The sequence below is a fragment of the Paenibacillus vulneris genome (genome assembly GCF_039543185.1).
Classification (GTDB): domain Bacteria; phylum Bacillota; class Bacilli; order Paenibacillales; family NBRC-103111; genus Paenibacillus_S; species Paenibacillus_S vulneris.
Genome location: NZ_BAABJG010000037.1, coordinates 25,623 through 37,846 on the forward strand (window position 1 = coordinate 25,623; position 12,224 = coordinate 37,846).

Genomic DNA, 12,224 nt, shown 5'->3' on the forward strand with positions numbered 1-12,224 from the left:
AAGTGGGGTTTTAGCTTCGATGCTGATTCAAGTACTTTGCGGGGAGCCCCGAATGAACCCCACAAAAGTGAGGATTTGGCTTCGATGCTGATTCAGATCTTTTTCCGTGAAGTCTTATAGAGTTAAAAAAACCGTACAAGCATTCACATGCCCGTACGGCTTACTTTGTATCATTAATCGCGTCGTGCTCCTCGGCCTCCACGTTTACCTTCTGTATTCTTCTTCAGGGACGAAATACGTTCTTCGCTATCTTTCAAAAAGCGTGACACTTTGTCTTCGAATGTTAACTTGCCAGCAGGAGGTTTACCCCCACGGCCACCACGGTCGCCTCCACGGCCACCAAAACCGCCGCCACCGCCTCGTGGTCCACGATCTCCACGATCACCGCCGCCAAAATTGCCGCCGCCACTGGAACCGCCACTAGGTCTTTCAAAACGAGCGGGCCTCGCTGTTTCTACCGGTTTATCTACGGCTTGCTTAATCGATAACCCGATTTTGCCGTCTTTGTCCACATTAATCACTTTGACGGTAACCATGTCATTCAACTTCAGATGATCATTAACATCTTTAACATAGTTGTCTGCTATCTCCGAGATGTGCACAAGGCCGGTACCGCCCTCAGGCAGCTCTACAAACGCCCCAAAGTGAGTAATGCCCGTTACTTTTCCTTCCAGCTTGCTGCCCACTTCAATTGCCATAAAGTAAAATGTTCCTCCCTTAAATAATTGAGAAAACCTCTATCGAGGCCTTTCGAAGATGAGCGACCGCGCTTAGAGGTAGGCCTTATTGCCAATAAGATACAGCCCGTAAAAAGATAACGAGACCATTCTTACGATGGTAACAAAAACCCTGACAATGCAGATTATAACGTACTGGCCGCAATACGGTCAACAGAAGGATTATGACACTTGTTTACTTTTGTTCCTTCGGGACATAAAAGAGAGTTTCTCCCTGCTTCACGTAGTGCAGCTCTTTTCTAATTTTTTGTTCCAAATATTCAGGATCGTTCAATCTTGCTATCTCCCGCTTGCTGTCCTGGTTCACCTGCTCGGTTTCCTTCTTCTTCTGCTCCAGAGCAATCACTTTCTCGCTGCGGTCCTTTAGCTTATCGATCTGATTCCACAGAGTTACACCAGCCCAGCTCATAAAGCATGCAAAAATAATGAGGACTAACCGGCGTCTCCGAAAAGAGCCTTTGTTATTCGGTTTCGGTTTTGTCTCTTTGCTTACTGCCGGAACTGCTCGCGTCAACTGTGCAATCCTCCTTATCCGGTCAAAAAAAGCGACGAAAGAATGACGCAATGCTTCGACCTGCTTGGTTTACCCATGTAGGCATACGGAACCACTTGCCGAGCGGCCTCACGAGCCATAGCAGCAATTTCCACATAGGATAGAGTAATTGTAGCATAACTTTATACAGGAAAATAGCTATGGCCAGTAAAAATCCTAAAAACACGACAGTAGCCCTATATAGCCAAATCGACGGAATGATAATAAATACCCGGAACAGCCGTATTCCCAAACGGATCGTTGCCTGAACCAATCGGATCATCCACATAATGACACGAATCACCGTTCGGCTAAACAGCAGAAAGTAAATCCCCACCCCAACAAGCAAGCCGATAAAAATAAACATCCGCACTTGTCCCAAATTGCTCATGTAGAGCAGCTTGAAAATAAGGAGCGTCCCGATGCACCAAAAGAAGATGTCAAGGAGGTAATAGGCATACCGGGGCGCTCGAAGCTGGCCGGCCAGCACCCGATACAGATCGAAAAGTCCGCCTAGCGAAAGTCCCCCAAGAAGCATCATACCCATCGTGACGAATTGAACCTGAAGGGTCACTTAAACAGCTTACCGAAAAATCCCTTGGGCTTACCTTGGGAGTTTGTGTCCAAATAGGCCAGCTCGTTCACCAAACCTTCAATCGCAACCAATCCCTGCTCCAAACTCAAGTTTTTGATATGCAGGTTCTGCCCCTTAATCATAAGATAGCCAAACTCGGTTTCCAGCAAAAATTCCTCACTATCAAAGCTCTCTACATTCATGACGCCGGATACTTCAAGCAGCTTACGGTTCAGCATCTTGATTTCTTGGCGTTTTACTTTTCCCGGCTCGATTGCCATGATACGATCCCTCCTGGCAGCTTTGCTCGTGAATGAACAAAGGATTACATGTTTCGGCCAGGCTGCGGGCCAGTGTAACGACCTCCGGTCGCTGTTGAAAACGGGTTCCTTGATCATAAGATTTTTTCTGGTACAACCCGTTTTCAAAGGCGACACGTAAACTCTCCGGTTCGTTACACTGCCCTCCGCCTTATGAAACATGGAATCATCAAGCATTCACGAGCAAAGCTTGTTTACTTAAAAATATGGAGGGATGTCCCGAAATAGAACCAAAATAACCCCACAAAGTGAGGCCCGGAATTGGAAGCTGATTCACCGCCAAATAGACATCTTCTAACTCTATTAGGGGGGTCAAAAAAGAGACTGAAGGATTCAGTCTCTTTAGCGTTACCATAATTCGGTTTTACGAGCTTCCTCGCTAAGCAGCGTGTACATAGCAGCCGCATCTTCCTTGCGGGTCGATTCGGATAGCTGTTCTACACGCACGGTTACGATTTTCTGGCCGAACTGAATTTTCAGCTCGTCGCCGACCTTAACCGCACTGCTTGGCTTGGCGTCCTTTCCATTGATCCAAACACGTCCTTGATCGGACACGTCCTTGGCGACCGTACGACGCTTGATCAGCCTGGACACCTTGAGAAATTTATCAAGGCGCATTATTTTACCGCTTCTTTAAGCTTGTTACCTGCTTTGAAAGCCGGAACTACGGATTCAGGAATGTTGATTTCTTTACCGGTTTGCGGGTTGCGGCCCGTACGTCCGGAACGCTTGCGAGTTTCGAAGGTGCCAAAGCCGATAAGTTGTACTTTGTCGCCGGTGGAAAGAGCTTCGGTTACTTCGCCCAGGAAGTTGTTCAGAACGGTTTCAACGTCCTTCTTGGTCATGCCGCTTTTCTCAGCGATGTTGTTAATCAAGTCTGTTTTGTTCATGGATACATTTCCTCCTCAAAATAACACTAATGCTATGTATTCTTTGTTCATCAGGAAATTCCTGCTAGCCGTTGTCGATTTATAAAACTTTTTTTGCTTCCTGCCACAAAGATTCCATCTCTTGTAAATCAGTTTGGTCAAAAGATTTACCCTTTAAACGCAGCTGCCGCTCGATATAGCCAAAACGGTCAAAAAATTTGCGATTGGCGTCAGACATGGCTTCTTCGGGCTCGATCTTCAGGAAACGAGCCAAATTTACAATCGAGAACAGCAGATCGCCGAGTTCTTCCTGCTGTTCTTTCTTCGACAAGGAGCTAATAGCTTCCTGCAATTCGACCAGCTCAGATTCGACAACTTTCAACACATCGCCCAGCTCCGACCAGTCAAAGCCGACGGCCGCCGCCTTCTTCTGCAGCTTGTAGGCCTTCATGAGTCCCGGCAATTCGCGAGGAACGCCGGATAGAATAGGAAGCTCATCAGGATCTATGCCCTTACGGCGCTTCTCCTCCTGCTTGATCTGCTGCCAGTTGCTTAACGCCTCGTCCGCATCCTCTGCCTTCATTTCCCCGAATACATGAGGATGGCGTCGAATCAGCTTCTCATTGAGCCCCGCTATGACGTCCCATACGGTAAACCCGCCTTCCTCCGCTTCGATCTGGGAATGAAGCATAATTTGCAGCATCAGGTCGCCAAGCTCTTCCGCCATATGGTCCGGATCGTCCTCATCGAACGTCTCGAGCACCTCGTACGCTTCTTCGATCAGGTTTTTGCGCAGCGACTGGTGCGTCTGCTCACGGTCCCATGGACACCCTTCGGGGCTTCTCAATATTTCGACAATCTCGTGCAAACGGGCAAAGGTACGGTTGCGCAGCCGGTCCTCATCCGAACGCGGGATCCAGACCAGCGACAAATTGCCGTAATCCTGCAAATGATCCAGCTCGTAAAGCGGAATGCGGTGAATGGCCTCTTCTCCCGGTACGCCCAGGGCATGGCCGACGACAACCTCCCAATCATCCGGGTACAGCTCCATCAGGGTCAGCTTCACATCGGAGGCGGAGTACGTATCGTAGACCTGCCCGATTATCGTGTGGAGCTGCGGATTGAGAGCGTGAACCGACAGCTCGGTTCCGTTAAGCAGCTGAAAGCCTTCGATCGGATCGAAGCCGAGACGGATAAAAGCCTGATCCAGGAAGCTCTCTCCCCCAAGCAGCGTAAGCTCGATACCGGCTTCCGGACAGCGTGCCCTCAGCAGCTGGACGGTCATCTCCGCTACCATCGGATGCCCGGGAACGGCATACAGGAGCTCGCCGGCCTCCTTCACCTTGCGCAGCAGCTCGTCCGCAATGGCTTCATACACTTGCTCGAACGTATCCCGGCTTTCATAGAGCTTGTCGAACGACTCGAATGCGATGTCGTTCTCCCTCAGCAGCTTCACCATCGGGTGCTGATCGGTGCGAAGGTAGATCCGATCGGCCTGCTTCAGCTTCTTCCAAACGCCGAGCGTCAATTGATCTTCGTCGCCCGACCCTAGTCCGACTACCGTAATGTGCGGTTTCATGTCGGCATTCGCCTCCTTCAATTGTTCATATCTGTTATCGGCGTGAGCCGGATATGCCTTGTGAATCATGCGCTGCGGGGACTCTTCCGTCGGTCCGTGCACCGAGGACGACCGGCTAATTTATCGCAGCAGCCTGCATTTGCGCAGAAGCTTGAGCGCCTTGCCGCCCAGCTTCGGAACCGATTCCAGCTCGGCGGCGGTAATGACGCCGAGGCGCAGAAGCGCGAGCGCGTAGACGAGCGCTCCGGCCGCGACGCCTGCGAGCGCGACCGCCGTAGCCATGCCCCGCGGGGGCAGGCTCAGGCGGAGCGCGCCCAGCAGCGCGGGCAGCCCGTGCGTCACGGCCAGCACGGCCGCAATCATCAAGCCGGTGCACAGCACCGGTTTGATGACCGCGCGGCCTAGGGCCGGCTTGACGCCGGCGGCGGAGAGCGCGTGCGCCAGCGCGAGCAAGCCTGCGAGCGCGTAGGCGGCCACAGCCGCGGCGGCAGCGCCATCGATGCCCCAGAGGGGCACGAGGGCGATATTGCCCGCGGTTTTGACCGCCGCCGCGGCGAGCAGATACAGCGCCGGAGCAGCGACGGCGCCGAAGCCCTGCAGCACGCTGGACGCCACGATGTTCAGCGTGCTGAATAAGGCCGTGAAGGCGAGGATCGACATCGTCCACGAGCCTTCGGGGCTCTTGAACAGCATGACGTTGATCGGCTCCGCCAGGACGGCCAAGCCGAAGGACGAAGCCATCCCGATCAGCCACGTCAGCCGGATCGACATCCGCGTGCGGCTTTGCAGCGCCTCCTTGTCGCCCCGCCACCGGGCTTCGGCGATGGACGGGACGAGCGCCACCGACATCGAGGAAGCGATCATAGCGACAAGCTGCACTAGCGGAAGCCCGTGATTGTACAGCCCGAAGCGGAGCAGCGCCTCCGACTCATCCGCTCCGCCTAGCTTCAATAGCCGCGGAACCGTAAAAGAATCGACCAGCGTCAATATCGGCATGGCGATGGTACCGAGGCAAATCGGAATCGCGTAGGCAAGCAGACGCCGAACCAATCTCCCATTGCTCTCCGGCGCATGGCCGTCGTCCGCGCCTGGCAGCGATTCCTGCCGCTCGCGAGAGGGATCGGCCTTCCTCCAAAACCACAGCATGACGATGAGCCCGGCCACCGCGCCGGCGACAGAACCGAAGGTGGCCCCCGCAGCAATCAGCTCCGGCCCATACTGCCAATGGACGAACAGGAGCAGCAGCAGGAACATCACAGCTACCCGTGCCGTCTGCTCAGCGACTTGGGAAACCGCCGTCGGCATCATATTTTGGTAGCCCTGATAATAGCCGCGCAAGGCCGACATCACCGGCACAAACAAAAGGGCAAACGAGACGCTGCGGATCGCCGGGCTCGTCTGTTCGGCTCCCATCAGGGCAGCAATCCAATCGGCTCCCCAGTACAATAATGCGAAGAACAGCATGCCCGTGACGGCCAGCACCGAAGACGCTACCTTGAGTACGCGTCGCGCCTCCCGATGCCGCCCGGCAACGGCCTGTTCGGACACAAATTTGGATACGACCAGCGGAAATCCGGCCGTAGCCAAAAACAATATTAATATATAGAGCGGATACACAGCGTTATAAATGCCGAATACGCCGTCGCCCGCTATATTTTGCAGCGGAATTTTTTGCATCGTTCCGATCAGCTTCGATACGATAGCGGCGATGCCCAGCACGGCTGCCCCCCGCAGTAAGGAAGGTACGGCGGTTGCCTTCAGGCCGCCTGCATTATTCGGTTCTTCTTTCATCCGGTTCGTTCATTCCCCATCCCGGCTCCTTATGTACAGCCCTGTTAATTTCATCATTATATAATATCGTCTGTTGTAACGAAAGGGCTGTCCATTCGCGCTACGGGCTCCGCACCCCCGCTCTAACAGCGAAAAGCTTCCCAACTTTCGTCTCCCATAAAGGATCCGCTTGTCAGGAAGCTTATGAACTGCGCATGCGTGAATCACCTATTGCTCCATCTGTTTAGCCAAAAATCCAGCGGCGGTCTCCGCCATTTTCGTTTCCATTTGCCCCATCTTCACATTCTCGTCCTTGCTTACAAGGATAACGGAGCCGATAGGGTCTCCGCCGGCCACAATCGGGGCGATGACATAGGAGGAGTACGTTTCCGTTATATCCTTGCATATCTCGTATTGACCCGTTCCGCTCTCCATCGACGACTTGCGGTTTTCCATGCACGTTTCCACCAAGGGACCGATTTGCTTCTCCAAGTAGTCCTTCTTCGATCCTCCGGCCACTGCGATAATGGTGTCCCGGTCGGATATCATCGTAATATGATTCGTGCTCTCAAATAAAGACTCCGCATATTCCTTGGCGAAATCGCCCAATTCTCCGATAGGAGAATACTTTTTTAAAATAACTTCCCCGTCGCGATCCACGAAAATCTCCAACGGGTCTCCCTCGCGAATCCTTAGTGTGCGGCGAATTTCTTTAGGGATAACCACTCTTCCTAAATCGTCAATACGACGAACGATTCCAGTTGCTTTCATATTTCTAGATGCCTCGCTTTCCTTGAAGAGTTAGATTCGACTGGATAGCACGGTGTATACAAATGGAGGGAATTCAATTAGTAACCATAGTATTCTTCGATTCCCAGAAGCTTATACATCTGTTGCTAAGTAGTTAGCGCCCGTTCGCGAACCCCATATCCGTGACGCCGTTGTTTTCATTATGTCCATATTTGAGAAATAAAAACAGGGCACCCTTGCGGGTACCCTGGTAATATCTTACTTGGCCGGTGCTGCCGGAGTCGCAGATGGCTGCGGCGCCCCAGAAGGCTGTGGTGTCGGTGTCGGAGCAGGCGTTGGAGTCGGAAGCTTGTTCGTCTCTATCATAGCAGGCAGCTCTTTCTCCACAAAATCATAAATATGAGGCTCGGCAAGCTCAGAGCGCAAATCGCCCTTCACATCATCGAACGTCTTGGTTTTGCGCGATTCCACCTTCATCACGTGATAACCAAAGCTGCTTTCTACTGGATCACTGATTTGGTTCAGCGGAAGCTCGGCAGCTGCTTTTTTAAATTCAGGAACCCATTGGGAGATCGGAGCATCTTCGTATTTGCCTCCGTTATCCTTGGAGCCCGGATCATCTGAATATTCTTTGGCCAGCGCATCGAAATCGCCGCCGTTTTTCAGCTTGTCCTCAACTTCCTTCGCACGTTTCAATGCATCTTCCTTCGAACGGGTTTCCTTGCCCGTAGCCGGATCGGTAAGCCCGATTAGAATATGTCTTACCGTCGCCACATCATACACATTTTTATCCGCGGCAATCCGTTTGTCATATTCCGCCTTGACTTCATCATCCGTCACTTTGCTTTCCATAGCGGCAATGGCTTGGAAGCTGCGGTCAACGAACGATTCCAGATCCTTCTCCGTAATATTGTTATCCTTCAGCTGTTTCTCCATGCCGCCTTCCTGCATACCCAAGAAGGTTTTGATCTGGTCCAGCTGCTGCTTCGACTTCGTAGCCGCTTCAGCCTTGGCTTTATCATCCGCACGCGCGGACAATACCTTGAATGTAACCAGCTGCTTCATCATGTCCTGCTGGAACGCAGGCTCTTCTTTAAATTGCGCGTACTCTTTATAGAACAACAGGTTCGTGTCGATGAACGTATCAAATTCACCGCGTGTCACTTTACCGCCATCTTTATACGTTACTATAACCTCGTTAGCGTCTTTGCTTGCAGTGCCTGCATTTCCTGTATTTTCTGTATCGGTCTTCTTACCGCAGCCTGCGGCCGCAATGATTGTCGTAACAGCCAGCAGAGCGATAAGCCCTTTCTTGGCCGTCTTCCATTTATTTTGCAACATCCTGTAGTTCTCCCTTCGATTTCAGCGCACGCTTATATTGTACCAGAAACCTTTCCAGCAAATCGATGGATTCTTCTGGCTTTAATCCCTTGCCTTTCAGTTGGAAATGAATTTGCGGACCGGAAACGGGCTTGATCCTGCCTTCAAACTCACTTGTTACCGCAAGCAGCTTTTGACCATCCAAATTGCCGGTTTGGTCGGCATGAATTTTGATGTCGTAATCCACTCCCTTTTGCGAAATCGTTTCGATCGCATACATCGAACCATATACCTTCAATCTCGCAACAGCCAGCAGATTGAGAACCGCCTGAGGCAGATCGCCGAATCGGTCTACAAGTTCGTCGTGCAGCTCTGCAGCTTCCTCCAACGTCTTAATGGCAGCCACTTTTTTATAGATTTCGATTTTTTGTACGCTGTCGTAAATGTAATCTCCGGGAATGTAAGCGTCGAGCTGAATATCGAGCTGGGTTGTCCAAGGCTTTTGAACCTCCGGCTCTTCCCCAGTAATCTCGTGCTTTCTCTTGGCAATTTCTTCGGCGAGCATTTGCGAGTACAAGTCAAAGCCGACCGAAGCAATGAATCCATGCTGCTCGGCGCCCAACAGGTTACCTGCACCGCGAATGGCCAAATCCCTCATCGCAATTTTAAACCCTGATCCAAGTTCTGTAAACTCTTTTATCGCCTGCAGCCTTTTCTCGGCTACTTCGGTCAGCACCTTATCCCTTTGATAGGTGAAGTACGCATAAGCGATCCGATTCGAACGGCCGACGCGCCCACGGAGCTGATACAGCTGGGATAAGCCCATTTTATCAGCGTCATGAACGATCAGCGTATTCACGTTAGGGATGTCCACCCCGGTCTCGATAATGCTTGTGCTAACCAGAACGTCGTACTCCCCGTCCAAAAAGTCGAGGATCGTCTTCTCCAGCTCCTGCTCCGACATCTGACCGTGTGCTACCGTTACTCTCGCGTCGGGAACGAGCATGGAAATCTGTTCGGCCATTTGATTGATACCTTGAACCCGATTGTATAAATAGTAGACTTGACCTTCCCGGGCAAGCTCCCGCTCCACGGCTTCCCTCACAAGCGCATTGCTGTGCTCGACGACATAAGTCTGCACAGGGAAGCGGTTCTCAGGCGGCGTTTCGATAACCGACAAATCCCGTACTCCCAACATGGACATGTGCAGCGTGCGCGGGATCGGCGTCGCCGTGAGCGTCAGAACATCCACATTGGTTTTTAGCTTTTTCAGCTTTTCCTTATGGGATACGCCGAACCGCTGCTCCTCGTCAACGATGAGAAGACCCAAGTCCTTGAACTTCACATCCGCGGACAGCAGCCGGTGCGTTCCGATAACGACATCCACCGTACCGGCCTTGACGCCCTTCATCGTATCGGATTGCTCCTTCTTCGACCGGAAGCGGCTCAGCACCTGAATGTTAAACGGATATCCGGAGAATCTCTCACGGAACGTTTCATAATGCTGCTGGGCCAAAATCGTGGTCGGCACAAGAACAGCTACCTGCTTACCGTCAATCGCCGCTTTAAAAGCGGCCCGGATTGCAACCTCAGTCTTGCCGTAACCCACATCGCCGCACAGCAGCCGGTCCATCGGACGGGGCTTCTCCATATCCGCCTTGATTTCGCTGATAGCCCGCAGCTGATCGCTCGTTTCCTCGTAAGGAAACATGCCTTCGAATTCCTGCTGGTACGTCGTGTCCGGGTTAAAGCCGTACCCTGTCGTCGCCTGGCGGTCCGCATACAGCTTAATCAGGTCATCGGCAATATCTTGAACAGAGGAACGCACCTTGCTTTTCACACGGTTCCAATCCGCTCCGCCCAGCTTATAAACCTTAGGCTCCTTTTCCTCGGACCCTACATATTTCTGAATATGATCGATCTGATCGATAGGGACAGAAAGCTTATCTCCCCCGGCATATAAAATATGCAAATAATCCTTATGAATGCCGCCGACTTCCAGCGTGCCGATGCCCACGAACTTCCCGATCCCATGGTTGACGTGAACGACATAATCGCCTACCTTGAGCTCCTGATAGCTCTTGATCCGCTCGGCATTCGCCATTTTCTTCTCTACTTTTCTCGCCTTGCGCTGCTTCTGAGTGAACATTTCCCCTTCGGTAATGACCACCAAATGAATATTCGGCAGCTCGAAGCCGGTCTGCAGGTTGCCGTTCAAAATCGCGGGTTCTTCAATGTGGTAATCCGCCAGAACACGGCGCACGCGTTCTACCCGCTCTTCTCCGTTAGCCAGAATCAGCACCTTCGCGCCCGACTTTTTCCAGCGCTCCATTTCGGATTTGAGCACATTCATCTGCCCATGAAAATTTTGCATGACGCGGCACATGAAATTTACGATGTTTTGCGGTTGGGTTTGCGGAACCTGCCGCAGGAACAAAGACATGTACAGCATCGGATAAGGCTTGCGCTGCAGCAGCGTTTCATAAGGTTTGGACAGCGTTAGCGCCGGGATGCTTTTGCCGTCCTGCAGAGACATTGTCATCCACTCAGCTTCATCCCGCTCCAGCTGCTTGGCTGTCTCCAGAAGCCTTGCCGGCTCGTCGATCAAGAGCACCGAATCCTTCGGCATATAATCGAGCAGCGTTTGACGTTCCGGGAACAGCAGAGAAATGTATTTGAAAAGGCCAGGAAAATATTGCCCTTCCCGCATTTGTTCAATATCATGCCCTACGCCCTCAAGCAGGCGGTCCTTGGCGTTGCGGTCGGCCATTTTCTCCATCTGGGCCTGAAGCAGCTCATAGGCTTGCTGCGCCGCGCTTTGTAACCGTTTTCCTTCGGCGATAATTTCGCGGCAGGGGGTTATCACCAAGTCATTTATTTTATCCATAGAGCGCTGATCGGCTATGTCGAAGGTGCGGATCGAATCCACTTCCACATCGAACAGCTCAATTCGGTACGGATTCACGGCCGACAGCGGATAAAAGTCAATGATCCCGCCTCGAACGCTCATCTCGCCTTTGCTTTCCACACGCTCTACGCGTTCATACCCGAGATGCACCATCTCTGCTACAAACGCATCCAAATCCAAAGTCTGGCCCACCTGAACGGGAATCCTGGCTTCGGCAAACATCTCCTTATGCGGAAGAATCCGCCTCATACCTGCATACGGCACAACGACGGCGCCTCGGAAACCTTCGGATAGCCGGGTCAGCGCATCGATCCGCTGAGCCAGCATTTCGGGACTGGCAACTGCCATTTCTGCGGCCAGCAGTTCTTGAGCCGGGAACAGCAGCACCTTATCGCTCGGCAGGCATTCCACCAAATCCTCGAATATTTTCTGTGCCGAAAACATGTTGTGCGTTACGATAAACAACGGCTGCTGAAGCTCCTGGTATAACGCAGCCAGCATAACCTGTCTGGAAGATCCGGACAACCCGGATATTAATTGCTCTCTCATCCCCGATTGAATGCCCGAAACAATACTCTGCAAATCCGGGTCCGCAGAGAACGCCTGGATTAAAGCTTGCAAAAAACGTACCCCCTCTCACCCATCAACAAAACCTCTTTCATCTATCGCCCTCTAGAAGTCAGCCGCGGCTGCTTCGCCAACGGCCGAGTGGCTCTCCTGTTTCCCGCCAACGGGTACAAGGAGCGACACCATATCAGGGTGACGCCCCTTTTTATTATTCACTATCCATGTTCACATACCTAATAAAGCTCCAATAGGGATGGATGTCACGCAAGGCTTCCATCTAAATCATATGGCGGGGAGG

At 52.1% G+C, this 12,224-nt stretch carries 11 protein-coding genes; all 11 read right to left on the reverse strand.

The genetic code is table 11. The annotated features are described in order from the left end of the window. Positions 1-173 precede the first annotated feature (173 nt). A complete protein-coding gene (locus ABEA66_RS28510; RefSeq protein ID WP_079914928.1) occupies positions 174-698 on the reverse strand; it encodes a S1 domain-containing RNA-binding protein in 525 nt (174 codons plus the stop codon). Between the two features lie 214 nt (positions 699-912). Then, complete coding sequence (locus tag ABEA66_RS28515; RefSeq protein ID WP_079914927.1) at positions 913-1,251, reverse strand: FtsB family cell division protein; 339 nt, start codon at positions 1,249-1,251, stop codon at positions 913-915. Positions 1,252-1,273: 22 nt separating this feature from the next. After that, the gene (yabQ, locus tag ABEA66_RS28520) at positions 1,274-1,843 is read right to left on the reverse strand and encodes a spore cortex biosynthesis protein YabQ (protein ID WP_079914926.1); all 570 of its coding nucleotides are present in this window, start codon (positions 1,841-1,843) and stop codon (positions 1,274-1,276) included. Further along, a complete protein-coding gene (gene yabP, locus ABEA66_RS28525; RefSeq protein ID WP_079914925.1) occupies positions 1,840-2,124 on the reverse strand; it encodes a sporulation protein YabP in 285 nt (94 codons plus the stop codon). Before yabP ends, yabQ begins: the two co-directional genes overlap by 4 nt. Before the next feature lie 387 nt (positions 2,125-2,511). Then, positions 2,512-2,781: an RNA-binding S4 domain-containing protein gene (locus tag ABEA66_RS28530; protein ID WP_079914924.1), complete on the reverse strand. Its 270-nt coding sequence runs from the start codon at positions 2,779-2,781 to the stop codon at positions 2,512-2,514. After that, on the reverse strand, positions 2,781-3,053 hold the full coding sequence (locus ABEA66_RS28535; RefSeq protein ID WP_028551916.1) for an HU family DNA-binding protein: 273 nt from the start codon (positions 3,051-3,053) through the stop codon (positions 2,781-2,783). The genes ABEA66_RS28530 and ABEA66_RS28535 overlap by 1 nt, the downstream gene beginning before the upstream one ends. 79 nt (positions 3,054-3,132) lie before the next feature. Further along, positions 3,133-4,611, reverse strand: coding sequence for a bifunctional methyltransferase/pyrophosphohydrolase YabN (gene yabN / locus ABEA66_RS28540; RefSeq protein WP_345593019.1), 1,479 nt, complete (start codon positions 4,609-4,611; stop codon positions 3,133-3,135). A 120-nt stretch (positions 4,612-4,731) separates the two neighbouring features. Further along, a complete protein-coding gene (locus ABEA66_RS28545; RefSeq protein WP_345593022.1) occupies positions 4,732-6,402 on the reverse strand; it encodes a putative polysaccharide biosynthesis protein in 1,671 nt (556 codons plus the stop codon). Between the two features lie 207 nt (positions 6,403-6,609). Further along, positions 6,610-7,152, reverse strand: coding sequence for a stage V sporulation protein T (gene spoVT / locus ABEA66_RS28550; protein ID WP_079914922.1), 543 nt, complete (start codon positions 7,150-7,152; stop codon positions 6,610-6,612). Positions 7,153-7,389: 237 nt separating this feature from the next. Next, positions 7,390-8,472, reverse strand: a complete 1,083-nt coding sequence (locus ABEA66_RS28555; RefSeq protein WP_345593024.1) for a peptidylprolyl isomerase — start codon at positions 8,470-8,472, stop codon at positions 7,390-7,392. Continuing rightward, positions 8,459-11,980 carry a transcription-repair coupling factor gene (gene mfd / locus ABEA66_RS28560; RefSeq protein WP_345593026.1) on the reverse strand — a complete coding sequence of 1,174 codons (3,522 nt, stop codon included), beginning with the start codon at positions 11,978-11,980 and terminating at the stop codon, positions 8,459-8,461. The genes ABEA66_RS28555 and mfd overlap by 14 nt, the downstream gene beginning before the upstream one ends. Positions 11,981-12,224 lie beyond the last annotated feature (244 nt).

Bases quoted from the DNA above. Each gene is read 5' to 3' on its own strand.
- yabP (WP_079914925.1), bottom strand. From the start codon at position 2,124: ATGGCAATCGAGCCGGGAAAAGTAAAACGCCAAGAAATCAAGATGCTG.
- ABEA66_RS28535 (WP_028551916.1), bottom strand. From the start codon at position 3,053: ATGAACAAAACAGACTTGATTAACAACATCGCTGAGAAAAGCGGCATG.
- ABEA66_RS28530 (WP_079914924.1), bottom strand. From the start codon at position 2,781: ATGCGCCTTGATAAATTTCTCAAGGTGTCCAGGCTGATCAAGCGTCGT.
- yabN (WP_345593019.1), bottom strand. From the start codon at position 4,611: ATGAAACCGCACATTACGGTAGTCGGACTAGGGTCGGGCGACGAAGAT.
- ABEA66_RS28510 (WP_079914928.1), bottom strand. From the start codon at position 698: ATGGCAATTGAAGTGGGCAGCAAGCTGGAAGGAAAAGTAACGGGCATT.
- ABEA66_RS28545 (WP_345593022.1), bottom strand. From the start codon at position 6,402: ATGAAAGAAGAACCGAATAATGCAGGCGGCCTGAAGGCAACCGCCGTA.
- ABEA66_RS28555 (WP_345593024.1), bottom strand. From the start codon at position 8,472: ATGTTGCAAAATAAATGGAAGACGGCCAAGAAAGGGCTTATCGCTCTG.
- spoVT (WP_079914922.1), bottom strand. From the start codon at position 7,152: ATGAAAGCAACTGGAATCGTTCGTCGTATTGACGATTTAGGAAGAGTG.